Source organism: Haemophilus sputorum HK 2154, from assembly GCF_000287615.1.
GTDB classification, from domain to species: Bacteria; Pseudomonadota; Gammaproteobacteria; order Enterobacterales; family Pasteurellaceae; genus Haemophilus_A; species Haemophilus_A sputorum.
Window position 1 is genome coordinate 146,279 of record NZ_ALJP01000009.1, and the last position, 26,316, is coordinate 172,594.

At 40.1% G+C, this 26,316-nt stretch carries 21 protein-coding genes; 13 read left to right on the forward strand and 8 right to left on the reverse strand.

Annotation, left to right across the window (positions count from 1 at the left end; genetic code table 11):
* Positions 1-179: 179 nt before the first annotated feature.
* The 6 genes from mdh to HMPREF1128_RS03225 are packed head-to-tail and all read left to right on the forward strand — an operon-like array spanning position 180 to position 6,721.
* A complete protein-coding gene (mdh, locus tag HMPREF1128_RS03200) occupies positions 180-1,148 on the forward strand; it encodes a malate dehydrogenase (RefSeq protein WP_007524050.1) in 969 nt (322 codons plus the stop codon).
* Positions 1,149-1,162: 14 nt separating this feature from the next.
* Positions 1,163-1,450: a citrate lyase acyl carrier protein gene (gene citD / locus HMPREF1128_RS03205; RefSeq protein WP_007525453.1), complete on the forward strand. Its 288-nt coding sequence runs from the start codon at positions 1,163-1,165 to the stop codon at positions 1,448-1,450.
* A gap of 8 nt (positions 1,451-1,458) precedes the next feature.
* On the forward strand, positions 1,459-2,334 hold the full coding sequence (gene citE, locus HMPREF1128_RS03210) for a citrate (pro-3S)-lyase subunit beta (RefSeq protein ID WP_029495355.1): 876 nt from the start codon (positions 1,459-1,461) through the stop codon (positions 2,332-2,334).
* Positions 2,335-2,346: 12 nt separating this feature from the next.
* Positions 2,347-3,849: a citrate lyase subunit alpha gene (gene citF / locus HMPREF1128_RS03215; protein ID WP_007524939.1), complete on the forward strand. Its 1,503-nt coding sequence runs from the start codon at positions 2,347-2,349 to the stop codon at positions 3,847-3,849.
* Between the two features lie 26 nt (positions 3,850-3,875).
* Positions 3,876-5,246 carry a triphosphoribosyl-dephospho-CoA synthase CitG gene (gene citG, locus HMPREF1128_RS03220; RefSeq protein WP_007525194.1) on the forward strand — a complete coding sequence of 457 codons (1,371 nt, stop codon included), beginning with the start codon at positions 3,876-3,878 and terminating at the stop codon, positions 5,244-5,246.
* A gap of 20 nt (positions 5,247-5,266) precedes the next feature.
* On the forward strand, positions 5,267-6,721 hold the full coding sequence (locus HMPREF1128_RS03225) for an anion permease (RefSeq protein WP_007525284.1): 1,455 nt from the start codon (positions 5,267-5,269) through the stop codon (positions 6,719-6,721).
* Positions 6,722-6,773: 52 nt separating this feature from the next.
* Here the strand turns inward: HMPREF1128_RS03225 and HMPREF1128_RS03230 are convergent, their stop codons facing one another.
* The 4 genes from HMPREF1128_RS03230 to xseB all read right to left on the reverse strand — a co-directional run bounded on the left by HMPREF1128_RS03230 (position 6,774) and on the right by xseB (position 9,153).
* Positions 6,774-7,286, reverse strand: a complete 513-nt coding sequence (locus tag HMPREF1128_RS03230; RefSeq protein WP_007525386.1) for a hypothetical protein — start codon at positions 7,284-7,286, stop codon at positions 6,774-6,776.
* Between the two features lie 122 nt (positions 7,287-7,408).
* Positions 7,409-7,993: a D-sedoheptulose 7-phosphate isomerase gene (gene lpcA / locus HMPREF1128_RS03235; protein WP_007524368.1), complete on the reverse strand. Its 585-nt coding sequence runs from the start codon at positions 7,991-7,993 to the stop codon at positions 7,409-7,411.
* Between the two features lie 36 nt (positions 7,994-8,029).
* Complete coding sequence (gene ispA, locus HMPREF1128_RS03240; RefSeq protein ID WP_007524174.1) at positions 8,030-8,917, reverse strand: (2E,6E)-farnesyl diphosphate synthase; 888 nt, start codon at positions 8,915-8,917, stop codon at positions 8,030-8,032.
* Between the two features lie 2 nt (positions 8,918-8,919).
* On the reverse strand, positions 8,920-9,153 hold the full coding sequence (gene xseB, locus HMPREF1128_RS03245; protein WP_007524374.1) for an exodeoxyribonuclease VII small subunit: 234 nt from the start codon (positions 9,151-9,153) through the stop codon (positions 8,920-8,922).
* Between the two features lie 173 nt (positions 9,154-9,326).
* On the opposite strand from xseB, the gene HMPREF1128_RS03250 reads away from it, so the two are divergent.
* Complete coding sequence (locus HMPREF1128_RS03250; RefSeq protein WP_007524446.1) at positions 9,327-9,716, forward strand: RidA family protein; 390 nt, start codon at positions 9,327-9,329, stop codon at positions 9,714-9,716.
* A 33-nt stretch (positions 9,717-9,749) separates the two neighbouring features.
* A complete protein-coding gene (gene pgeF, locus HMPREF1128_RS03255; protein WP_007524135.1) occupies positions 9,750-10,499 on the forward strand; it encodes a peptidoglycan editing factor PgeF in 750 nt (249 codons plus the stop codon).
* An 82-nt stretch (positions 10,500-10,581) separates the two neighbouring features.
* Here pgeF and tadA read toward each other — a convergent pair whose 3' ends face one another.
* The 4 genes from tadA to pnp form a co-directional block, all read right to left on the reverse strand.
* A complete protein-coding gene (gene tadA / locus HMPREF1128_RS03260; RefSeq protein ID WP_007525539.1) occupies positions 10,582-11,097 on the reverse strand; it encodes a tRNA adenosine(34) deaminase TadA in 516 nt (171 codons plus the stop codon).
* 65 nt (positions 11,098-11,162) lie between these two features.
* Positions 11,163-12,983 (reverse strand): DEAD/DEAH box helicase, encoded by a 1,821-nt coding sequence (locus tag HMPREF1128_RS03265; RefSeq protein WP_007525333.1) that lies wholly within the window; start codon positions 12,981-12,983, stop codon positions 11,163-11,165.
* 192 nt (positions 12,984-13,175) lie between these two features.
* The gene (gene nlpI, locus HMPREF1128_RS03270; RefSeq protein WP_035530104.1) at positions 13,176-14,111 is read right to left on the reverse strand and encodes a lipoprotein NlpI; all 936 of its coding nucleotides are present in this window, start codon (positions 14,109-14,111) and stop codon (positions 13,176-13,178) included.
* Between the two features lie 51 nt (positions 14,112-14,162).
* Positions 14,163-16,301: a polyribonucleotide nucleotidyltransferase gene (pnp, locus tag HMPREF1128_RS03275; RefSeq protein ID WP_007524142.1), complete on the reverse strand. Its 2,139-nt coding sequence runs from the start codon at positions 16,299-16,301 to the stop codon at positions 14,163-14,165.
* Between the two features lie 262 nt (positions 16,302-16,563).
* Between pnp and HMPREF1128_RS03280 the strand changes: the two genes are divergently transcribed.
* From HMPREF1128_RS03280 to mukB, 5 genes are all read left to right on the forward strand, one after another.
* Positions 16,564-17,199, forward strand: a complete 636-nt coding sequence (locus HMPREF1128_RS03280; RefSeq protein ID WP_007524676.1) for a LysE/ArgO family amino acid transporter — start codon at positions 16,564-16,566, stop codon at positions 17,197-17,199.
* An 18-nt stretch (positions 17,200-17,217) separates the two neighbouring features.
* Positions 17,218-19,467, forward strand: coding sequence for a DNA topoisomerase IV subunit A (gene parC / locus HMPREF1128_RS03285; protein WP_007525411.1), 2,250 nt, complete (start codon positions 17,218-17,220; stop codon positions 19,465-19,467).
* A 128-nt stretch (positions 19,468-19,595) separates the two neighbouring features.
* On the forward strand, positions 19,596-20,927 hold the full coding sequence (mukF, locus tag HMPREF1128_RS03290; RefSeq protein WP_007524904.1) for a chromosome partition protein MukF: 1,332 nt from the start codon (positions 19,596-19,598) through the stop codon (positions 20,925-20,927).
* A gap of 57 nt (positions 20,928-20,984) precedes the next feature.
* Positions 20,985-21,701, forward strand: coding sequence for a chromosome partition protein MukE (mukE, locus tag HMPREF1128_RS03295; protein WP_007524274.1), 717 nt, complete (start codon positions 20,985-20,987; stop codon positions 21,699-21,701).
* Positions 21,702-21,770: 69 nt separating this feature from the next.
* Positions 21,771-26,267 carry a chromosome partition protein MukB gene (mukB, locus tag HMPREF1128_RS03300; RefSeq protein WP_007524512.1) on the forward strand — a complete coding sequence of 1,499 codons (4,497 nt, stop codon included), beginning with the start codon at positions 21,771-21,773 and terminating at the stop codon, positions 26,265-26,267.
* Positions 26,268-26,316: the final 49 nt, after the last annotated feature.

The following is a 26,316-nucleotide window of genomic DNA, read 5'->3' on the forward strand; positions in this document are numbered from 1 at the left end:
TCTTTCTTTTTTTGTTTCTGGGAATGTGATTTTGGGTTAGCGATAATTTTCTTGAGAATTTGCAAAAATAGTCGTTGATTTATGTCAAGCATAACTATTTTTAATTAGATTTTTCAAAAAATTACGTTAAAATGTAAATTAGTTGAAATTTATTCATATTTATTTAAAGAGGTGATGTTATGAAACTAACGCTTTTAGGTGCAGCTGGTGGTATCGGTCAAACTTTAGCTTTGTTATTAAAACTAAATTTACCTGCAGAATCAGAGCTAGCTTTATATGATATTTCTCCAGTAACCCCAGGTGTTGCGGTGGATATTAGCCACATCCCAAGTGCTGTAAAAGTGAAAGGTTATGCTGGTGATGACTTAGATAAAGCATTAGAGGATGCACATATGGTGCTAATTACTGCAGGGATTGCACGTAAACCGGGTATGACTCGTGCAGATCTCTTTAATATCAACGCGGGAATTATTAAAAACCTTGTAGAGAAAGTGGCGGAGATTTGTCCTAAAGCTTGTATCGGTATTGTCACGAATCCAGTAAACACTTTAGTACCGATTGCTGCACAAGTATTACGCAATAAAGGCATTTATGATAAAAGAAAGCTTTTTGGTGTAACAACCTTAGATGTTGTACGTGCGAAGAGTTTTGTTTCCGAGCTGAAACATCAAAATCCAACTACTGTTAAAGTTCCTGTTGTTGGTGGGCATTCTGGTCCAACCATTCTACCTCTCCTTTCACAAGCCCTTTCTCGTGGTTTAAAAATTGAACTAAGAAAAGAAGAAATTGAGTATTTAACTCATCGTATTCAAAATGCTGGTACAGAAGTTGTTGAAGCAAAAGCTGGTGGCGGTTCTGCGACTTTATCAATGGCTGAATCTGGTGCACGTTTTGCCATTGCAGTATTTAAAGCTCTGTTAGGTGATGGCTGTGTTCGTTATGCTTATGTTCAAACACCAGAAGGAAGTGGCTTACCAGAATTCTTTGCTTGCCAAGTACGTTTTGGCTTAGAAGGCGTAGAGGAAGTATTGCCATTAGGTGAGTTAAGCGCTTATGAAAAAGCTAAATTACAAGAAATCGATAGCATTTTAAGAGATGATATTCAAAAAGGTTTAGATTTCGTGAACAATGAATCTGAAAAAGCGTAATTGGAGAATAGTCTATGCAGATAACTAAAGATGCCATCGCAGGTACATTAGAATCTAGCGATGCACAAATTCGTATCGCGCCAAATAGCTCACTTGAAATTGAACTGAATAGTTCTGTGGGTAAACAATTTGGTGATGATATTTTAGCGACTATCAATGAAGTGCTAGCGCAGTTCAACGTCACTGCCGCAAAAATTATTGTTGAAGATAAAGGCGCATTAGATTGTGTATTACGAGCAAGATTAAAAGCAGCACTTTTGCGTGCAACCGATGAAGCTATTGATTGGGAGAAAGTGCTATGAGTGAGCCGATTAAATTAAGAAGAAGTATGTTATTCGTGCCGGGTTCTAATGCGGCAATGATTAGCAACACTTTTATTTATAAGCCAGATTCAATTATGTTCGATCTTGAAGATGCGGTGGCATTAAAAGAGAAAGATTCTGCGCGTATTCTAGTGGCACACGCATTACAACACCCACTTTATCAAGAAATTGAAACAGTGGTACGTGTAAACCCACTTGATTCTGAGTTCGGATTAAACGACCTAAATGCGGTTGTCAGAGCGGGCGTTGATGTAGTACGTATGCCGAAAACTGAAACGGCACAAGATGTGGTGGATATGGATTTAGCCATTACAGAAATTGAAAAAGCGTGCGGACGCGAAGTAGGCTCAACCAAAATGCTAGCAGCGATTGAATCTCCATTAGGGATTACCCAAGCAAATCAAATTGCTACCGCTTCAAAACGGTTAATTGGTATTGCACTTGGTGCGGAAGACTATGTGCGTAACTTAAAAACTGAGCGTTCGCCAGAAGGGATTGAATTATTATTTGCCCGTTGTTCTATTTTACAAGCAGCACGTGCGGCTGGTATTCAGGCTTTTGATACGGTTTATTCTAATGCGAATAATGAAGAAGGCTTCTTAAAAGAGGCTGCATTGATTAAACAGTTAGGCTTCGATGGTAAATCTTTAGTTAACCCTCGTCAAATTGAGCTTTTGCACAATCTTTTTGCACCAACACAAAAAGATGTAGATCAAGCAGAGAAAATTATTGCGGCAGCAGAAGAAGCTGAACGTAATGGTTTAGGTGTCGTTTCACTTAACGGCAAAATGATTGATGCGCCAATTATTGACCGTGCAAGATTAGTGCTTGAGCGTGCAAAATCAGGCATTCGTGAAGAGTAAGGGAGAAAGAAGATGACAACCAGAGAACAACGTGTTGCAAAATTTAATGCCAATCGCCCAGTTTACCAAGCTGTACCAAAAGCTGAATCTCTCGCTCGCACTGCAAAAGATCGCAAAATTTGTGAAAGTTTAGAAGAGGCTATCCGCCGCTCAGGCTTAAAAGATGGCATGACAGTTTCTTTCCACCATGCATTCCGTGCTGGGGATTTTGTGGTAAATATGGTCATGAATAAAATCGCTGAAATGGGGTTTAAAAACTTAACTTTAGCGTCAAGTTCATTGATTGATAGCCACTATCCAATTATTGAGCATATTAAAAATGGTGTGGTAACCAAAATTTACTCATCAGGATTACGTGGTCAATTAGCGGATGAAATTTCAAAAGGTATCTTAAATGAGCCGGTTAATATTCACTCTCACGGTGGCCGTGTGCATTTAGTGAAATCCGGTGAGCTTAAAATTGATGTCGCATTTTTAGGCGTACCAATGTGCGATAAATTTGGTAATGCTAACGGCTTTAGCGGCAAAAGCAAATGTGGCTCACTGGGTTATGCCAAAGTAGATGCGGAATATGCAGATAAAGTGGTGTTATTAACCGAAGAATTTGGAGAATACCCATTAAATCCAATCAGTATTGGGCAAGATCAAGTTGATTTAATCGTACAAGTTGATGAAGTGGGCGATCCGAAAAAAATCGGTGGCGGCGCAACACGTATGACGACCAATCCGCGTGAATTGTTAATTGCCCGTAAATGTGCGGAAGTTATTTTCAATTCTGGCTATTTTAAAGATGGCTTTTCATTACAAACCGGCTCAGGTGGTGCAGCATTAGCAGTAACACGTTTCTTAGAAGAAAAAATGCACCGTGAAAATATTACTGCAAGTTTTGCCTTAGGTGGTATTACCTCAAGTATGGTGGCATTACATGAAGCAGGGCTCATTAAGAAACTGATTGATGTGCAATCTTTCGACAAAGATGCCGCAGAATCGTTAGCTCGCAATCCAAATCATATTGAAGTTTCAGCTAACCAATATGCAAACTTTAGCTCAAAAGGCGCATCAGTTGAACGTTTAGACGTGGTTATTTTATCCGCATTAGAAATTGATACGAAATTTAATGTGAACGTATTAACGGGTTCTGATGGTGTGATTCGTGGTGCCTCTGGTGGTCACTGTGATACGGCAGCCTCTGCACAAGTGGCAATTATTGTTGCCCCACTCGTGCGTGGACGTATTCCGACGGTAGTTGAAAATGTGATTACTTGTGTAACCCCTGGTGAAAATATTGATATTTTAGTGACCGATCATGGCGTTGCTGTAAACCCTAAACGTCCAGACTTGATCGAAACTCTAACTAATGCAGGAATTGCCTTATTCACTATAGAACAGCTTTGTGAGCGTGCTTATAGCATTACTGGCAAGCCAAAAGATATTGAATTTACAGACAAACCTGTGGCGGTTGTACGTTATCGTGATGGCACAGTTATTGACACGGTTTACCAAGTAAAAGCGTAAGATAGAAAATAACAAGCGGTCATATTTTGCAAAAGATTTCCAAAACATTCTCGACAGAAGGTGTAGATATTTCACTTGAAGCACTACTTCAAGCACGTGAAGATCGCGCTTTCTTGCAACAACAATTGTTAGCGAAGCATCAACAAACCTTGCTTTCATTCACGTTAACGGCAGTCGGTGGCGTGAAAAAAAATGAATTGTATGATTATCTTTTTGCAAAAGGATTGGAAAATCTGACCGCTTGTTTTAATCGGCTCAACATTAAACCTATTGAGGCATTGATTCGTCCACTTGAAACCGGGCATGAAGCGCTTTTTGTGTTAGCTATTGAAGCGACAACACTGAAAAGTGAAATGATTGCTTTGGAAGATAGTTCACGGTTATCTAGACTGTGGGATTTCGATGTAATAGATAAAAATGGAAAGTTGTTGAGTCGAGCTGAATTTGACTTTCCTCCAAGATCTTGTTTGCTTTGTGAACAAGAAGCAAAAGTATGTGCAAGGCATCGTACACACACAATTGATGAGATTTTGGCGGAAATGCAAAATCGTGCGCAAGCGGTTTATTTTGCAGAACGGATTGCAGAATTAGCCTATAAGGCATTATTAAAAGAGGTTTATCTTAGCCCTAAACCTGGGTTGGTTGATTTAGAGAACAATGGTTCGCACCAAGATATGACCGTGCAAACCTTTGAGCAAAGTGCAGAAGCCCTTCGTCCTTATTTTTTGCAATTTGTGCTAAAAGGGATGACAACTTATAAAGTCGATATTTCGCAAATTTTATCGCAAATTCGACCGCTTGGAATGCTCGCTGAAAAAGCGATGTATCAAGCGACTCAAAATGTGAATACGCATAAAGGCGCGATTTTTGCTTTTGGCTTAGTTTGCACTGCGATTGGTCGGCTATATGCGCAAAATAAGCCGTATGATGTAACAGCGATTTGTCATCTGGTAGCAGAAATGACGCAAGGCATTTGTGATGAACTGAAGCACTACCCGAAAGATCAACCTTTAACGGCGGGTGTGCGTTTTTATCAGCAGTACGGCTTAACAGGTGCAAGAGGGGAAGCTGAAAGTGGTTTTATTCTCGTGCAACAAGCGTTAGCAATGCTTCAATCGTATCAAGATAAATCTTTCGAACATCAATTACAAATTGCATTACTTTTCTTTATGCAACACAACCAAGATACAAATGTAGTCAATCGCGCAGGGATGAGTGGCTTAAGTTTTGTTCAAACTGAAGCTGTCAAGCGGTTAGAAAATAAAGAAATTTTACAAAATGCGACAGCGTTAACACAGAGTTTAAGGGAATTAGATCAGGCTTGTGTTAAACAGAATATCAGCTGTGGCGGAAGTGCTGATTTAGTCGCATTAACGGTTTTTTTTCTATCATTATAACTTTCATATAGAGGTGAAATATGGCGTTATCTAAAACGCAGAAACTAGCAATACTGGTCGCGATTCCAGTGCTATTTTTCTTAATCCCTGCGCCAGAAGGGCTTTCTTTGATTGCTTGGCGTTTATTAGGTATTTATATTGCAACTATCGTGGGGCTTGTGATTAAGCCTTATGGTGAGCCTGTTATTTTATTAGCAGCTGTTGCAGCATCCGCAGCAACGATCGGTAATACCGCAGGTGCTGAAAAATTAGTGAAAGTGGGACAAACCCTTTCAGGTTATCAATCCGGCACAACGTGGTTGATTTTCACAGCCTTCACATTAAGCTCTGCTTTTGTGATTACTGGTTTAGGTAAACGAATTGCCTACTATATGATCGGATGGATTGGTAATACAACCTTACGTTTAGGTTATGTTACGGTATTCTTGGATTTACTATTATCGCCAGCAACCCCTTCAAATACCGCACGTGCGGGTGGGATTGTATTCCCAATTATCAACAGTGTGGCGGTAGCACTAGGTTCTGATCCTGAAAAATCACCAAAATTAGCTGGACGTTATTTATTATTAAATGTCTATATGACGGTAAAAACAACCAGCTATCTTTTCTTAACCGCAATGGCACCTAATGCATTAGCGCTTTCTATTATGGAGCCGGTATTAGGTTTTAAAGTGAACTGGATAGAATGGTTCTTAGCGGCATCTGTACCAGGTCTACTTTGCTTATTTTTAATTCCGTTAATTTGCTATTTCATCGCAAAACCGGAACTTAAACATGTAGATAACAAAAATATTGCGAAAAAAGGCTTAGAAGAATTAGGCCCAATGAGTATGCGTGAGAAATCATTAGCGGTGTTATTTGTGTTAGCGCTTTTTGGCTGGATTTGTGCTGATTTCCTTGGCGTAAACTCAACAACCGTTGCACTTATTACTATGGTGCTTTGTATCGTATTAAATATCGTTTCTTGGGATGACGTACGTAAAAACAAAGCAGGCTGGGATACCTTAATTTGGTACGGCGGTATTATCGGGATGTCAAAAATCCTTGAAAATGCGAAATTCTTTGAATGGTTAGCGGATACTTTAAATAAACATTTAGATTTCGGTGACCACGGTATGTTGGCACTGGTTGTTATCTTAATCTTAAGTGTTTCTGTCCGTTACTTATTTGCTTCTGGTGGTGCTTATGTAGCAGCGATGATCCCAGTATTTGCAACAGTGGGGAAAGTGGCAGGTGCGCCAGTTGAATTATTGACGTTAGGTTTACTATTTGCTAACTCGTACGGTGGTTCGGTAACGCACTACGGCGGTGGCCCAGGTCCAATTACTTTTGGAGCGGGCTATAACGATATCAAATCTTGGTGGACTGCAGGTTTCATCATTGCCTTTGGTAGCCTATTAGTACATACCACTATTGGTTTCGGTTGGTGGAACTTCCTGATGAGTATGGGCTGGTTACCAACAGCTGGACACTAAACTAAAATAGAAAAGGCTGAACAATTGTTCAGCCTTTTTGCGATTTTGAAAATTATTTATTAGCAATAATTTTTGAGCCATCTGCAAATTCAATGCTCATTGGTCCAATGATCGTTTGGATATTACTGTTAGGATTTTCAACCGTTGAGCGGAATTCAGCAGGAATATTTTCTAAGGCTGTGGTTTCATTAAATATTGCTTTTGCTTTTACTGGAATAGCATCTGCAAAATCTAATGGTAAATTTGCTACGTAAAGAATTTTACCTTCAAATGAATAAGCACTAATCCAGTGAATTGCTTTAATTGCTTTATCTCCAGTATTTTCAATGTCATAGGTAACGGAAACTGTTGCATTACCTTTGGCATCTTTTGTTAAAGCACGTTTAGTCGCCGTGATTTTTACAGCTTGCTCAAACTGTGTTTTTGCATCTTGAGCATCAACTTTTTTCTCTTGGGTCGCTTGTGCATTATTTGCTGGTGCTACTTTTTTCTCCTCGTTGCAAGCTGTTAATGCAACTGCGCTGGCAATTAAAGTAGTAAATAAAATAGATTTATTAAATTTCATTTAGCGTTCCTTCATTAAAATATGTAATAGCCTTAATCCTTAATAATGACATTAAGTTTTTGCATTATACGAGGAAGAGCATGGCATACACAGTATTTAAAGGTAAATTTATTAAAATCTAATTAAGCAACTTTTGCCATTTCAAATTCAATTAACATCATTAAAATATGGATAACTTTAATGTGGATTTCTTGTGTGCGGTCAGCATAACGGAAATGCGGTACACGGATCTCAACATCTGCTAATCCAGCCATTGCTCCACCATCTTTACCGGTCATTGCAATCACTTTCATGCCTTTTTCTTTAGCCACTTTAATAGCATTTAACACATTCTTAGAGTTACCTGAGGTAGATAAGCCAAAGAGTACGTCACCTTTATTTCCAACCGCTTCTAGATAACGAGAGAAAACATAATCGTAACCAAAATCGTTACTGACACAGCTTAAATGGCTAACATCTGAAATCGCGATTGCTGGGTAACCTGGACGATTTTCACGGTAACGACCAGTAAGTTCTTCAGCAAAGTGCATTGCATCGCAATGTGAACCACCATTACCACAAGAAAGCACTTTACCGCCTTGTTTAAAACTGTTTGCAATAAGTAGAGCAGCATCTTGAATCAATTGAATGTTTTTTTCATCATTCATGAATTTATCAAGTAGATCTGCTGCTTCTTGTAATTCTGCTTTAATTTCTGCTAAATACATAAAATTTCCTTAACTTAAAAAGAGTAGCGAAAGAAATTAACTTTCGCGGTGAATAATAAAATCAGCTAATGCTTTTAAAGCGCTAGTGTCAAAAGAGAGTTGCGCTAACGCATCTAAGGCTTGCTCATACAAATCTTGTGCTTTTTGTTTTGCGCCCTCTAACCCTAAAAGTTTTGGATAAGTACTTTTATGGAGATATTCATCAGCACCAACCTGCTTACCAATTTTTTCGGTTTCGCCAATAACATCTAAAATATCATCTTGTACTTGAAAAGCTAATCCAATAGCTTGCGCATAACGTTGTAATTGTATCCGGATATGCATATCGTTTGCGGATTGAGAGAGATTGAGTCCCATCATGACCGATGTTTCAATTAGTGCACCTGTTTTATTCCGATGGATTTGCTCTAATTCCGCGAGACTGACCGATTTATCTTCGGCAATCAAATCTAAACTTTGCCCGAAGCACATACCTTTCGCCCCAGCAGCGGTTGCAAGCGCGCTAATTTGTGCAACTTTTTGCGAATCGGTTAATTTCTCATCATCGCTAATCAACGAGAAAGCCATACTTTGCAATGCATCGCCAGCCAAAATAGCGGTGGCCTCATCAAAAGCAATATGGCATGTTGGATTTCCACGGCGAAGCGCATCATCATCCATTGCGGGTAAATCATCATGCACTAGAGAATAGGCGTGAATGGATTCCATTGCCGCCGCGCTAGTGTCTAATTTATCTAGCGAGACACCGAGCATTCTGCCAGTTGCATAAATTAAAAATGGACGTACGCGTTTTCCACCTAACAATACGGCATAAGCCATCGCTTCAGTTAAACGAGCATTAGGATAATGTTTTAATGCTGATTGAATAAAATCGTTAATTCGTTTTTGGAAAAATGCGAGATCGTCAGAAAGCGTATAATTCATGATTAGTTATAATCCGTTAATTCTGCTTGTTCGTTTTTATTTAAAAGAATTTGAATGCGTTGCTCCGCATTTTGTAAGCGTTCTTGTCCTTGCTGAACTAATTTTACAGCATGCTCAAATTCATTTAGCGCTTCTTCAAGTGGCAATTCACCAGATTCTAATAAACTGACAATATTTTCTAATTCTTTCAGCGTTGCCTCAAAGGATGGCGGGGCCGTTACACTTTTTTTAGCCATAAATTTTGCTCAATATTGAGAAATACCAATATGGCAAGTTTACCTGTCGAATAGCGGATTTGCAAATAACTTGCATTGCTAAATAAAGAAAAATGATTGAAGCAAGAGGTAAAAAATTCTATGATGCGATTACTTTATTGACTTTATTTTACTTAGAGAAAAGGAATACAAACATGACAAAAGTGATTCACACTGAAAATGCACCAGCAGCAATTGGCCCTTATGTACAAGCGGTTGATTTAGGACAATTAGTGTTCACATCAGGACAAATTCCAGTCGATCCGAAAACGGGCAATATTCCTAGTGAGATTACCGCGCAAGCTCGCCAATCGCTTGAAAATATTAAAGCGATTATTGAGCAAGCAGGACTTTCGGTTGCAGATATTGTGAAAACCACGGTTTTTGTTAAAGATTTGAATGATTTCGCAACCGTAAATGCGGAATATGAAGCGTTTTTCCGTGAAAATGCGCACCCTAGTTTTCCAGCCCGTTCTTGTGTGGAAGTCGCTCGCTTACCAAAAGATGTTAGCTTAGAAATTGAAGCTATTGCGGTAAGAAAATAAACAAGCGGTCATTTTTTAAGATTTTTTTGCGAAATGAAAAAGAAACCTAAAGCGATTTTACCAACTTGGCAAGTTCCAGATTCAATTCATGCTTTCACGACATTGCGTACAGGTGGGGTAAGCCAAGCCCCATTTGATAGTTTTAATTTGGGCGATCATGTGGGAGATAGCATTGATGATGTTATGGAAAATCGACGATTATTAACAGCACAGTTTGGTTTACCGCAACCACCACTGTTTTTAGCGCAAACGCATAGCACTAAAGTGATTCGTTTGCCTTATTCAGGTGAGTCGGTTGAAGCTGATGCGGTTTATACCAATCAAGCAAACCAAGTCTGTTTAGTCATGACAGCAGATTGCTTACCTGTATTATTCGTGAGTCAAAATGGCCAAGAGATTGCGGCCGCACATGCTGGTTGGAAGGGGTTATGTGATGGAATTTTAGAAAATACTATTGCAGAATTTACTTGCCCGACATCAGAAATTCAAGCTTGGCTCGGACCTGCTATTGGTGCAAAAACTTTTCAGGTTGGTCAAGAAGTGGTTGATAAATTTGTAGCACAGAATGCTCAAGCGATAAATGCTTTTGTGCCAGATGAAAAGCAACCAGGAAAGTATTTAGGCGATATTTATCTTCTGGCTAAACAGCATTTGAATAAATTGGGCATTACCTCAATAAGTGGCGGAGAGCATTGTACGGTTAGTGAGCCGGAAAAATTCTTTTCTTATCGAAGAGAAAACCGAACGGGAAGAATGGCGACGCTTATTTGGCGAAGTGAATAAGCAAAGAGGCTTTATGATTATTCATAAAGCCTCTTTTTGTAAAACTTTTAATCAAAATGACCGCTTGTAAATATTGAGATGTCTATTTTTGACTTTTCTTGAACGCTCTTCGTTTTTTAAAAAAATCACTAATTTGTTGGCTGCAAAGAGAACCTAATACTCCACCTTGAATATTGAGTAAATGATTCATCTTAAAATCTTCAAAAAGATGAAAGCGAGAGCCAATTGCACCGGTTTTATAATCACTAGCACCAAAGACCAAACGACCAATTCGGCTATGCAAAATAGCACCAGCACACATTGCACAAGGTTCAAGGGTGACATATAAGGTGCAGTCAGTTAAGCGATAATTTTGCAGAGATTGTCCCGCCATGCGAATGGCCATCATTTCAGCGTGAGCGGTAGGATCATGCATGAGAATAGATTGATTCCAACCTTCACCAATGATTTCACCAGTAGAGCTCACTAATACCGCGCCAACAGGAATTTCACCCAGCGCTTCTGCTTTTTGCGCCAGCTTAATAGCATATTCCATCATGGTAATATCCATTTCAGATGGGATAATTTGGCAATCAGTATAGGATTTCTTAATAAACATAATGGAGCAATTTTAAAATTAAAGGTGGAGAAATCTCCACCTTTAGCTTTACATATTAAACTGGATTAGCGACGACCGCGGTCATTAAAGCGTTTTTCTTTAAAGCCACCTTTACGATCTTTGTTAAAACCATTATCACGTTCGCCACGGCGACGGTCGTTGCGGCGGTCATTACGACGATCATCACGGCGTCCACGATCTTCAAATGATTGACCTGATTGGCTACCAGCTGGACCTAATAATGACATTTGCATTTGTTTATTTAGCACACGAGATTTTTGTGCAAAATGTTGTACTAAATGGTTAGGCATGCCTTGCGGTAACTCAATTGTAGAGTAAGTATCATATAGCTTGATATGTCCGATATAACGGCTGTTAATATCGCCTTCATTTGCAATAGCACCTACAATATGACGGACTTCTACACCATCTTCACGGCCGATTTCAATACGGTATAAATCCATAGCCACACCGTTATTTTCACGATGTTCACGACCACCACGCTCACTACGACGATCATCACGATCACGACGTCCACGTTCTTGACGAGCAGGGCGAATTGCAGGGTCTGGTGGCAGAATCAGTTTTTGTTTCTCTTGTAACATCATCATCATTGCTGCAGCTAATTCTTCATGATCTTGATCTGCTGTAAATAAATCTTCAAGCAATTCACGATATTTTTCTAAATCATGATGTTCTAATTGTTTAGCAACGCGTGCTTTGAATTTCGCCCGGCGTTTTTCCATGAGCATTTCATGGTTTGGAATCGAAACTTCATCAATTGGCTTTTTCATCAAGTTTTCGATGTTGCGCAATAAACGGCGTTCGCGTGGTTCTACAAATAATAATGCACGACCAGAACGACCAGCACGGCCCGTACGACCAATACGGTGAACGTAAGATTCTGCATCAAGTGGAATATCGTAGTTTACCACTAAGCTGATGCGTTCAATGTCAATACCACGAGCAGCAACGTCAGTTGCAACTAAAATATCTAAGCGACCAGATTTTAATTTATCTAAGGTTTGCTCACGCGCTTGTTGGGTCATATCTCCGTTTAATGCTGCAGTACGGAAGCCATTACGTTCGCATAATTCAGTAATATCAACCGTACCAGTTTTTGTGCGAGTGAAGATAATCGCAGCATCAAATTCTTCTACTTCTAAGAAGCGTAATAAGGCATCGTTTTTACGGAAGCCATTCACTAACCAATAGCTTTGAGTAATGTCTGGCGCAGAACGTTGCGTAGCTTTAATTTTTACCTCTTGCGGGTTTTTCATAAAACGTTTAGTGATGCGACGAATTGGCTCTGGCATGGTTGCAGAGAAGAGTGCAGTTTGATGATTCTCTGGTAGTTCTGCCATCACGGTTTCAACATCATCAATAAAGCCCATGCGTAACATTTCATCAGCTTCATCTAATACGATAGATTGTAAGGCTGAAAGATCTAATGTACCGCGGCGAATATGGTCAAGAATACGACCAGGTGTGCCTACAACGACTTGTGAACCTTGTTTTAATGCACGTAATTGAATGTCATAGCGTTGACCACCATAAACGGTTACAACACGAACACCTTTCATATTTTTAGTAAATTGTTCACAGGCATCAGCAACCTGAATAGCTAACTCACGAGTAGGTGCCATAACTAACATTTGTGGATGGCGAGCGTTCGGATCAATTTTTGAAAGTAATGGAAGAGAGAACGCGGCTGTTTTACCACTACCAGTTTGTGCCATGCCTAAAACATCGCGACCTTCTAGTAGGTGCGGAATAGTTTCTTGTTGAATAGGCGATGGGGTAACGAAACCGATTTGGTTAACGGCATCAAGAATAGATTGAGGAAGACCTAAGTCTGCGAAAGTAATTTGTGATTCAGTTGTCATAAAAATCCAATAATAAGCGTGTTGAACACGCAAAAAATAATAGGGTGCCGAGCACCTAAGAATTGCTAGGTAAATAGAAAAGAAAAAGTGAAGCAAACAAATGCTTAAACGATATCCCGTGAGTGCAAGCGGTCGGATTTTAGCTGTGTTTTGCAAAAAAAACAGATAATTTGACCGCTTGTTCGTTCCTAATTATTCCCCAACAATAGCCGGAGTTGTTTGAAAACCTGTCAACGCATCCTGATTACGAAGTTGTGACAGTTCAAACAAAGCAAAACGATACTCAACGAAGTTAAACACTTGGTTTGCTAAAGCAAGACGAAAGAGGCTAATAGCTTCTTCTCTTTCATTTGATTTGAGTTTTTGTTTTGCAAGATAAAAATACGTTTCAGTTAAAAGTTCTGCATAATGTGCGCTATTCGGTTGCGCCATCGCATCAATTTTTGAACGTAATTGTGCAAGTGAAAGTTCCCCTAAGAAATAGCGAACAACATTAGTTCCCCAAAAATCAGGTGATAAGTTTTTTGCACGTTTCATTAAATTAGCTTTTGCCTCAAGGGGCGTCAATTCTAATTCATTGAAATAAAGCCATAATGCACGATAAGGATCTTTCGGTTCATCTTCGTAAAAACGGATTAAATCCCGTTCTGCTTCAGAGTATCGTCCACTGTAATAAAAAGATAGACCTCGATTTAAATAGGTATAACTATAAGTAGAGTCTAATTCTAAAACGGCATTAAAGGCATCAATTGCACTATCGTAATCATCATCTAATAGTAAATAAAGCCCCATATAATTGTAGGCTGCTACCATTTTTTGATTAAGAGATAATGCTTGTGAAAAATCATAACGAGCAAGAGACCAAAGGCCGAGGCTATCGTAAAGAACACCTCGTTCAAAATAAAGATCTGCACGTTCTGAATTGCTTAGTTTCGCTTCCTCTAAAACTTGGCTTAAACGAACCACCATAACTTCTTGATCGAAGCGTAATTGTGGGTTAAGTTCTGCCAGTGCTAACTTATCGCTAGAAATCATTTCAGATGTACTTCTACTCATACAACCTGAAAGCAAGAATCCCGCTAATAAATTAAGAAAAAAGAATCGAAAAATTTTAGTCTGTAGTGACATGCGTAACACAGCCTTGGGAAAATCAGCCTCAAAAGAGGCTGATATTATTCACTAGATTTCAGCCTGTTCGGTTAATTCTGCAGGCGTTTCTTCAGGAGTTTCTGAGGCAACATTATTCAAGTCTTTCATTGTTAAGCGGATACGATTTTGACGATCGATTTCTACAACTTTCACTTGAACTTCTTGACCTACAGTTAGGTAGTCAGAAACACGTTCTACACGAGCATCAGTAATTTGAGAGATATGTACTAATCCCTCTTTACCGCCTAAGATAGAAACGAATGCACCGAAATCTACAACACGGGTAACTTTACCAGTATAAACTGCATTTACTTCAACTTCTGCCACGATATCTTCAATACGCGCCATTACTGCTTTAGCAGCATTATTATCCGTTGCTGCAATTTTTACAGTACCATCATCATCGATGTCAATAGACGTGCCTGTTTCTTCAGTTAATGCACGAATAGTTGCACCACCTTTACCGATAACATCTTTGATTTTCTTCGGATCAATTTTCATGGTGTGGATACGCGGTGCGTAGTCTGAGATATCTGCACGAGGTGCAGGAATGGCTTGTTCCATTACACCTAAAATATGCATACGAGCACCTTTAGCTTGGTTTAACGCAATTTGCATAATTTCAGGGGTGATACCTTCAATTTTAATATCCATTTGTAGTGCAGTTACACCTTCACGTGTACCAGCTACTTTAAAGTCCATATCACCTAAATGGTCTTCATCACCTAAAATATCAGAAAGCACAACAAAGTTGTCATTTTCTTTTACTAAGCCCATTGCAATACCCGCAACAGCCGCTTTAATTGGTACACCAGCATCCATGAGCGCTAAAGATGCACCACAAACAGAAGCCATTGATGATGAACCGTTTGATTCTGTAATTTCAGAAACCACACGTACAACATATGGGAATTCTTCTGCACTTGGCATCACAGCTAATACGCCACGTTTTGCTAAGCGACCGTGACCAATTTCACGACGTTTTGGAGAACCAATACGACCAGTTTCACCTACAGAGTATGGAGGGAAGTTATAGTGGAATAAGAAACGATCTGATTTCTCACCTGTTAATTCATCAATAATTTGTGCATCACGCTCAGTACCTAATGTTGCAACCGCTAATGCTTGGGTTTCGCCACGTGTGAAGATAGCAGAACCGTGAGTGCGTGGTAATACACCTGTGCAGATGTCTAATGCACGAACTGTGTCTTTAGTACGTCCATCAATACGAGGTTCGCCTGCTAAAATACGACCACGCACGATTGAGCTTTCTAATGCAGTAATAATATCGATGATCGCACCTTCAGAAACGGTTTCGTCTTCTGCGGTTAATGTTGCAATTACTTCTGCCTTGATTTCATCAATTTGTGCGTAACGAGCTTGTTTTTCAGTAATACGGTAAGCATCACCAATACGCACTTCTGCTAAAGCTTTTACTTTGTTGATTAAATCTGTATTTGGTTCTGGTGCAACCCAATCCCAACGAGGTTTGCCAGCCTCACGAACGAATTCTTTAATGTTTTCAATTACAACTTGTTGTTGTTGATGACCGAATACTACGGCTGAAAGCATTTGTTCTTCGGTTAATACATCTGCTTCAGACTCTACCATTAACACAGCTTTGTCTGTACCAGCAACAACTAAGTCTAAACGGCTTTGTTTTTGTTCTGAAATGGTTGGGTTTAATACGAATTGATCGTTGATGAAACCAACGCGTGCTGCACCGATTGGGCCGTTAAATGGTACGCCAGATAAAGAAAGTGCAGCTGATGCACCAATCATCGCGACTAAATCTGGGCTAATTTGTGGATTAACAGAAACCACGGTCGCAATAACTTGAATTTCGTTGAAGAAACCTTCAGGGAAAAGAGGACGAACTGGACGGTCGATTAAACGGGCAACTAAGGTTTCGCCTTCAGATGGACGGCCTTCACGTTTGAAGAAACCACCAGGAATACGACCTGCTGCGTAAGTACGCTCTTGATAATCTACAGTTAATGGGAAAAAGTCTTGACCTTCTTTTACATCTTTTTTAGCAACGACAGTAACAAATACAGTAGTGTCGTCCATGCTTGCCATAACGGCCGCGGTTGCTTGGCGTGCGATCGCGCCAGTTTCTAAGGTAACGGTATGCTGACCGTATTTAAATTGCTTGACGATTGGAGTCATAAAAAATCCTTTATGCTAATAATATCTATACTTATGTTTATTTCTAAAATTGCGACTAGCAGAAAGGTTTTGCTGTCAAAGCATTTCTGATAGCCGCCTCTCAATATAAGAAATAAACGGAAAGCATTATACAGACTTTTTCGGCTAAAAGCGCCGATTTCTTATGAATTTACAAAAAAATCCCCAAAATTGACCGCTTGTAACGGAAATCCACAAGCAATTGACAAAAGTTTTGCTATACTTTGACCTTTTTAAGAATAGTATGGAAATTATCCTAAAAGGTTTTATCGTCTCTTTTGGCTTAATTGTCTCAATTGGCGCACAAAATGCTTTTTTACTTAAGCAAGGCATTATTAGGCAGCATGTTTTTTGGATTGCCCTCATCTGTTTTGTCGGTGATGTATTATTGATGGGGTTAGGTGTACTAGGCTTAGGTTCAATTTTGGCTGAATTGCCTGTGTTTAGTTTAGTCATTGCGCTATTGGGCTCGGCATTTTTATTGACTTATGGTAGTCGTTCATTTATTACGGCATTCAAAAGTGCTGATGTATTAGCGATGAATGGGCCACAATCAGCTAGTTTCAAAAAAGTATTATGGATTGCCTTTGCCATCACTTTTTTAAATCCTCAAGTTTATATTGATACCGTGATGATTTTAGGTGGTATTGGTGGGCAATTAGATTTTAGAGGCAAGATAGAATTCCTCATAGGCGCCTTATCTTGTTCGTTACTGTGGTTTTTTGGGCTAGGGTATGGGGCACAATTTCTTTCCCCCTATTTTAAAAAACATCGCACTTGGCAGATTTTAGATATACTTACCGGGCTAATCATGTATGCCATCGCTGCAAGTTTATTGTTCTACGCATTTCATCTTGCGAAACAGATTTTGGATTTTTAATCGATAATTTTTTAAGTTATGACTACAGAAATAATTAACTACGAAGGCGTTGAGCAAATGCCGATTAAGCGTTTTACTGAAGATGCTTATTTAAACTATTCGATGTATGTAATTATGGATAGGGCATTACCGTTTATTGGTGATGGCTTAAAGCCTGTACAGCGCCGTATTATTTATGCGATGTCTGAATTAGGCTTAAATGCTTCGGCAAAATATAAAAAATCGGCTCGTACTGTCGGGGATGTGTTAGGTAAATTCCACCCACATGGTGACAGCGCTTGTTATGAAGCTATGGTGCTGATGGCACAACCATTTTCTTACCGATATCCACTCATTGATGGGCAAGGAAACTGGGGTGCACCAGATGATCCTAAATCATTTGCAGCCATGCGTTATACCGAATCTAAACTGTCTAAAATGGCAGAGATTTTGCTTGGCGAGTTAGGGCAAGGTACAGTTGATTACCAGCCTAACTTTGATGGAACATTAGAAGAGCCAAAATATTTACCTGCACGTTTGCCGCATATTTTACTTAACGGTACCATGGGGATTGCTGTGGGAATGGCAACCGATATTCCACCGCACAATCTTAATGAGCTAGCAGACGCCTGTGTCATGTTGTTAGATAATCCGAAAGCAGGTTTAGCGGATTTACTTGAAGTGGTACAAGGGCCAGATTATCCAACAGAAGCAGAAATTATTACGCCAAAAGCAGACATTGCAAAAATGTATGAGCAAGGTAAAGGCTCAATAAAAATGCGCGCAACTTGGCGTAAAGAAGATGGCGAGATTGTGATTACAGCGTTACCACATCAAGCTTCGCCTTCAAAAGTGATTGAGCAGATCGCCACTCAAATGCGTAATAAAAAATTGCCGATGGTAGATGATATTCGTGATGAATCTGATCATGAAAATCCGATTCGCTTGGTCATTGTACCACGTTCCAATCGGATTGATTTTGATGGTTTGATGGATCACCTATTTGCCACTACTGATCTTGAGAAAAACTATCGAGTTAATATGAATATGCTTGGGTTAGATGGTAAGCCGGCAGTCAAAAACTTAGTAGAAATTTTAACAGAGTGGTTAAGCTTTAGACGTACTACGGTGACTCGTCGTTTAAATTATCGACTGGATAAAATTTTAAACCGTTTACATATTTTAGACGGTTTACTGATTGCGTATTTAAACATTGATGAAGTGATTGAGATTATTCGCAATGAAGATGATCCAAAAGCAGAATTGATGGCTCGCTTTAATTTAAGTGAAATTCAAGCGGAAGCAATTTTAAATTTACGCTTACGTCATTTAGCAAAATTAGAAGAGCATGCTCTACAAGCAGAGAAAAGCCAACTTGAAAAAGAGCGCGATGAATTGCAATTAACGTTAAGTTCTGAACGTCGTCTTAACACGTTAATTAAAAAAGAAATCCAGGCGGATGCCAAAACCTTTGCTAGTCCTCGCCGTTCTCCATTAGTTGAGCGTGCTGAGGCAAAAGCTATTTCAGAAAGTGAGCTTACCCCGACCGAAGATGTGACGGTAATCCTTTCTGAAAAAGGTTGGGTGCGTTGTGCAAAAGGCCATGATATTGATGTGCAAGCATTAAGTTATCGCGCGGGTGATGGATATTTAGCTCATGTGCGTGGACGTAGCAATCAGCCAGTTGTTTTCTTAGATAGCACGGGGCGCGCTTATACATTAGATGCCAATAGCTTACCATCAGCACGTTCGCAAGGGGAGCCAATTACTGGTAAAATCAGCTTGCCAGAAGGCGCAACCGTACAACATGTGTTGATGGCTAATATGGATGCGAAAATTTTAATGGCCTCTGATTCCGGTTATGGTTTTATCTGCCAATTTGAAGATTTAGTTTCGCGTAATAAAGCAGGTAAAGTGGTAATTAGCTTAACTGAAAACGCGCAAGTATTGGCACCGCAATATATTGAAGCGAATGAGAATATATCTCTTGTGGCGATGAGTAATGTTGGGCGAATGTTAGTCTTCCCAATTACCGAGTTACCAACACTTTCAAAAGGTAAAGGAAATAAGATTATTAACATTTCCGCGGCAGCCGCTAAAGCGGGGACTGAATTATTAACACGTTTATTGCTGATTAAACCAACCAGCTCTCTCGTCTTTATTTCAGGTAAACGTAAAATCACTTTAAAACCAAGTGATATTGACAATTATCGTGGTGAGCGAGCAAGAAAAGGATCACAATTAGTCCGTGGATTAAGTACGAATGCGACAGTAGAGATCGTAGACTAGGCTAACAAGCGGTGAGATTTTGCGAAAGATTTGCAAATCCTCACCGCTTTTTTTTTCGTCTCATTTCTTGTACAATGAGCCACTTTATCAGCCTATTTACTTACCTAATCGAAGCGGATGACAGCGTTATGCAAACCGAACTGGCAAAAACCATTCCAGAACTGATCAATTGGACCAAAGAGAGAGAATTTTCGCTTTCGTTATCCAGCGATCGCCTCGCGTTTTTATTGGTGATTTCCATTTATAATAATGAACAAACGGATGGAGAATTGCTTGAAAGCGATTTAATCGATCTATTTCGTTATGTTTCCCAAACATTTGAGCAATCAGAAAGTAGCTTGAGTCAACGTGCGAATAATGCTATCAATGATTTGGTTAGACAGCGCTTTTTAAATCGTTTTTCTAGTGAGTTTACCGAAGGGCTAGCGATTTATCGCCTAACCCCGCTTGGCGTGGGTGTAGCAGATTATTACGTTCGCCAGCGTGAATTTTCCACCTTGCGTTTATCGATTCAATTATCGATTGTGGCTGATGAGATCCAACGTGCTTCAAATTCTGCAGAAGAAGGCGGAGATGAGCGTTTTTGGCGTAACAATGTTTTTGCGCCATTAAAGTATTCGGTGGCAGAAATTTTTGACAGCATCGATCTTTCACAACGAATGATGGATGAAAATCAGCACCAGATTCGTGAACGAATCGCAGAATTATTAAGCCAAAACTGGCATGAAGCGATTACGAGCTGTGAACGTTTGTTAGATGAAACTTCTGGCAACTTACGTGAATTACAAGATACTCTCAATGCCGCTGGCGATAAACTTCAATCACAATTATTACGTATTCAAAGCTGCTTAATTGGGCGTGAAGATTTAGATTTTATCGATCAACTCATAGTGAATTTGCAGAATAAATTAGACCGAATCATGAGTTGGGGACAACAGGCGATTGATCTTTGGATTGGTTACGATCGTCATGTGCATAAATTCATTCGTACTGCGATTGACATGGATAAAAACCGTGTATTTGGTCAACGCTTACGCCAATCTATTCAAGATTACTTTGAATCGCCTTGGTTATTACATATTGCGAAAGCGCAATCTCTTCTTGATTTACGTGATGAGGATGCCGCATTAAATGAAGCAGAGGCTGTCGGTGAGTTGCCAACGGAATTGGAATATGAATCACTTTCTGATGTACAAGAGCAGATCATAGCCATTATGCAAGCACAGCTGGCACCATACCGTGATAAAGGCAAACCAATGGATTTAGGTGCAATCTTGCGTGAGCAGCTTGCTAGATATCCTCAAACCCGACATTTTGATGTGGCGCGTATTATTGTGGATCAGGCTGTTAAATTAGGCATGGCAAGTTTAGATAGCCAAGCAGTTTACCCAGAATGGCAAGCGATTAATGACACTGGCGCGGAAGTTCAAGCGAACGTGATTGATCAATATAACAAATAACAAGCGGTAGAATTTTTCTCCCAATTTGCAAATAAAATGACCGATAGAGAATTACAGATGACAGAGCAGACCCAAGACCTTATCTCGCCAAAATTGGCATTGGCTATTGCTAATCCAATCTTTCCGCAGTTAGACAGCCAATTACGTATTGGTAAACACATCAATATTGAACAGCTAGATGAGCATGCTTTTTTAATGGATTTCCAAGCAGAGCTAGAGCAGTTTTATCGTCGTTATCATGTTGAATTGATTCGTGCACCAGAAGGCTTTTTCTATTTACGCCCGAAAGCATCTAGTTTAATCAATCGTGCTGCAATGTCTGAAATGGAAATGCTAGTGGGGAAAGTGTTGTGCTATCTCTATTTAAGTCCAGAACGTTTAGCCCAACAAGGGATTTTTAGTCAAGATGAGGTTTATGAAGAACTGCTTAATCTTGCTGATGAAGCTAAATTGCTTAAAGCGGTAAACCCTCGTTCTACCGGCTCTGACTTAGATCGCGCAAAATTAGTAGAAAAAGTTGGGGGCGCATTACGCCGCTTGGCTCGTATCGGAATTATTACTCGCGTGGGTGAGCAAAATAGCAAAAAATTTATTATTGCTGAATCGGTATTCCGCTTTGGCGCAGATGTCCGTAGTGGCGATGATCCGAGAGAAGCGCAATTACGCCTAATTCGTGAAGGGGAAGCGACAACGCCGGCGCTACTTGCTGAACAAAATGTTGACTTGATGAAAGAGTCAGACAACCCAGATGAAATCGAAGAGAACGACGAATAATTATTGAGTGGGATTTATCCTGTGAGAAAGTATGTGGTGCTATGAAAGCCACCCTACGAGAGAATCAAAATGACAGAAATAAACGAATTATTTGATGAGCCGAGTATGGCAGATTCGCAAAACGTAACAGAAATCGCACCGCTTGCAGTTGGAGCGAATCATCATGTGGCACGCGGTAAATTCCGCTCATTAACGCTCATTAACTGGAATGGCTTTTTTGCCCGTACTTTTGATTTAGATGATCTCGTTACCACCCTTTCAGGGGGAAACGGTGCAGGTAAATCAACCACCATGGCGGGTTTTGTAACAGCGCTTATTCCAGATCTTACGCTTTTAAACTTCCGAAACACCACAGAAGCAGGTTCAACCTCAAGCTCTCGTGATAAAGGTTTATACGGTAAATTAAAAGCGGGTGTATGTTATGCCGTATTAGAGTCATTGAATTCACGTGGACAACGTGTTGTGACTGGTGTTCGCTTACAGCAAATTGCAGGGCGTGATAAAAAAGTGGATATTCGTCCATTCTCATTACAAAACATTCCAGCAACCCAGTCGATTATCAGCGTATTAACCGAACAGGTTGGCGATAAAGCGCGTGTGCTAGCGTTAAATGAGCTAAAAGAACAGTTTGAAGGCACAGAGATTACTTTTAAGCAGTACCATGCGATCACTGATTACCACAGCTTTATGTTCGACTTGGGTGTTTTACCAAAACGCCTACGTTCACCGGCAGACCGTAGCAAATTCTATAAATTAATTGAAGCCTCGCTATACGGCGGGATTTCAAGCGTGATTACCAAATCTCTGCGCGATTACCTATTGCCAGAAAATACTGGTGTACGCCAAGCTTTCAAAGATATGGAATCGGCATTACGCGAAAACCGTATGACATTAGAAGCGATTAAGGTTACGCAATCTGATCGTGATATGTTTAAGCGTTTGATTACTGAATCAACCAATTATGTATCAGCAGATTATATGCGCCATGCTAATGAGCGTCGTGGTAATGTTCAGTTAGCATTAGAACATCGCCAAGCGTGGTCGCAAACTAAATCGCAACTTACCCTTGAGCAACAACGCTTAGTCGAATTTAGCCGTGAAGTGGCAGAAATTACTGAAAACGAGCAAGGATTAGAGGCAGAATATAATTCTGCGAACGATCATCTCAATTTAGTGATGAATGCGTTGCGTCATCAAGAAAAAATCGAACGCTATCAAGATGAAGTTGAAGGGCTGCAAGAAAAATTAGAAGAACAGCAAATGGCGTTGGAAGAAGTGGCCGATAATATGGATCACGCTCAAGCGCAGGCTGATGAGGCTGATGATCAAGTAGAAGCTTTACGTAGCCAATTAGCAGACTATCAACAAGCGTTAGATGCCCAACAAACGCGTGCTTTACAATATCAACAAGCGATTGCTGCGTTAGAAAAAGCGAAACAATTATGTGGTTTACCTCATTTAGACTTACATAATGTGGAAGACTACCATGCTGAATTTAATGCTCAAGCAACAGAATTAACAGATGCCGTGTTCGATTTAGAACAGCGTTTGTCGGTTTCTGATATGGCAAAAGATCAGTTTGAAAAAGCGTATGAATTAGTTCGCAAAGTTTCTGGCGAGATTGACCGCGCCCAAGCATGGGATGAAGCGCGTCAATTATTAAGTGCTTTCCCAGAACAGAAAATGCAAGCAGCACAAGCGGTCACTTTACGTCAAAAATTAGCAGATTTAGAGCAACGCTTAGCGCAACAAGCACAAGCTGAAGCTTTATTAGCGCAGTTTAATCAAAAAGCACAAACCGCATTTAGCCAAGCAGAAGAATTACAAGATTACGCAGATAGCCAACAAGCGCAACTTGAAGAGGTTGAAGCGGAGTTAGCAGAATTGGTGGAACAACGTTCTGAGCAACGTCAACAACGTGAACAGATTAATCAGCAATATGCCCAATTAGCTAAAAATGCACCAGCATGGCATGCGGCACAATCGGCACTCACACGTTTAGAAGAACAGTGCGGTGAGACGTTTGAAGCAAGCCAATCTGTCATGCGTTTTATGCAAAATATGCTGACCAAAGAACGTGAGGCAACACTAGCGCGTGATACGCTTGCGCGCCAAGAAGCGGAGTTAGATGAGCAAATTAGCCGATTAAGCCAACCAGATGGCGCTGATGATCCTCGTCTAAATCAATTAGCAGAACGTTTTGGTGGCGTATTACTTTCTGAATTATATGATGATGTATCGATTGAAGATGCTCCTTATTTCTCCGCACTTTATGGTGAAGCGCGTCATGCGATTGTTGTGCGAGATTTAGAAGCAGTTAAACATCAGTTAGAAAAATTAGAAGATTACCCAGAAGATCTTTATTTTATTGAAGGTGACCCAGCAGCATTTGATGATGCGGTATTTTCTAGCGAAGAATTTGGCGAAGGCGTAATTGTTAAAGTCTCTGATCGTCAATGGCGCTATTCTAAGTTCCCTGAAGTTCCGTTATTTGGCCGTGCGGCTCGTGAAAAACATTTAGAAACTTTAAAAGCGCAGCGTGATGAGATTACTGAAGAACATGCTGAGCAGGCATTTGAAGTACAAAAATGTCAGCGCTTACAGCAACATTTAAGCCAGTTCGTGGGAACGCATTTGACTTTAGCATTCCAAGATAATCCGGAATCACATATGCAAGCATTAGCGGCAGAGCGTGCGGAAATTGAGCGTGCTTTAAATCAGGCTGCAGGTGAAGAACAGCAACTTCGTCAGCAATTAGAGAGCTTAAAAGCGCAATTGCAAATGTTAAGCAAAATTCTACCGCTTGTAGGCTTACTTGCGGATGAAACTTTAGCAGAACGCGTGGAAGAGTGTCGTGCACAATTAGATGAAGCGCAAGAAGACGAGCAATTTATTCGTCAATTTGGTGCGACATTAACTCAATTAGAGCCGATAGCAGCCGCGTTGAAGAGCGATCCTGCAAAATTTGAACAGTTAGAAGCCGAATATGCAACGCAAAAAGCGATGCAAAAACAAGCTCAACAAAAAGTGTTTGCCTTGTCTGATGTTATGCAACGCCGTGTGCATTTTGGCTACCACGAATCTATTAGTGCTGAAGGTTCTGCATTAACTGAACAATTACGTTCACAATTAACGCAAGCACAGCAAATGCGTGAACAAGCGAAAGAGGCACTTCGTCAAGCACAAGCACAATTTAGTCAATACAATCAAGTATTAACAAGCTTGCGTAGTGCTTATGAAGCGAAAAATCAGATGTTAGAAGAGCTGATTCGTGAAATTGATGATCTTGGCGTTCGTGGTGATATTGGTGCGGAAGTGCGTGCAAGAGATCGTCGTGATGAATTGCAACAACGTTTAAGCCAACAACGAGCAAGAAAAGGCTATTTAGATAAGCAATTAGGTTCGATCGAAGCGGAAATTGAAAACCTTAATCGCTTGTTGCGTAAAGCAGAACGTGATTATAAAGCACAACGTGAATTGGTTGTTCAAGCCAAAGCAAGTTGGTGCTTGGTATTAAAACTTTCTCGCAATAGTGATGTGGAAAAACGCTTGAATCGCCGTGAATTAGCATATCAATCTAGCGATGAATTACGCTCGATTTCAGATAAGGCTTTAGGTGCATTACGTACAGCCGTTGCAGATAACGAATACTTACGTGATAGCTTACGTGCTTCTGAAGATAACCGTAAACCAGAAAATAAAGTGGCATTCTTTATTGCGGTTTACCAACATTTACGTGAGCGAATCCGTCAAGATATCATCAAAACCGATGATCCAATTGATGCGATTGAGCAAATGGAAATTGAACTAGCTCGCTTAACAAATGAGTTAACGAGTCGTGAGAAAAAATTAGCAATTAGTGCAGAATCGGTTGCGAACATTTTACGTAAAACCATTCAACGTGAACAAAACCGCATCTTACAACTTAACCAAGGCTTGCAAAACATTGCCTTTGGTCAGGTTAAAGGTGTTCGTTTAGTGGTGAATATTCGTGATACGCATGCGATTTTGCTTAACGCGTTAAGTGAAGATCGTGAAGCGCATAAAGACTTGTTTGATAGTCAAAAACTAAGTTTCTCAGAAGCTTTAGCGATGTTATACAAACGTGTGAATCCGCATATTGAAATGGGACAACGCACACCGCAGACTATTGGTGAGGAATTATTAGATTATCGTAACTACCTAGATTTAGAAGTTGAAACCTTACGTGGTGCAGACGGTTGGATGCGTGCAGAAAGTAGTTCACTTTCAACCGGTGAAGCGATCGGTACGGGGATGTCAATTCTTTTGATGGTTGTTCAAAGCTGGGAAGAGGAATCTAGACGTTTACGTGCGAAGGATATTCTTCCGTGTCGCTTGTTATTCCTAGATGAAGCAGCACGTTTGGATGCGATGTCTATCAATACCTTGTTTGAGCTTTGTGAACGATTAGATATGCAATTATTGATTGCCGCACCAGAAAACATTAGCCCAGAACGTGGTACAACTTATAAATTGGTACGTAAAATTACCAATAACCAAGAGTATGTTCATGTGGTTGGATTAAAAGGTTTTGGGCAGCAATAAATAATCTGTTACTAGAACAAGGCAAACAAGCGGTGATTTTTTCAGTTCT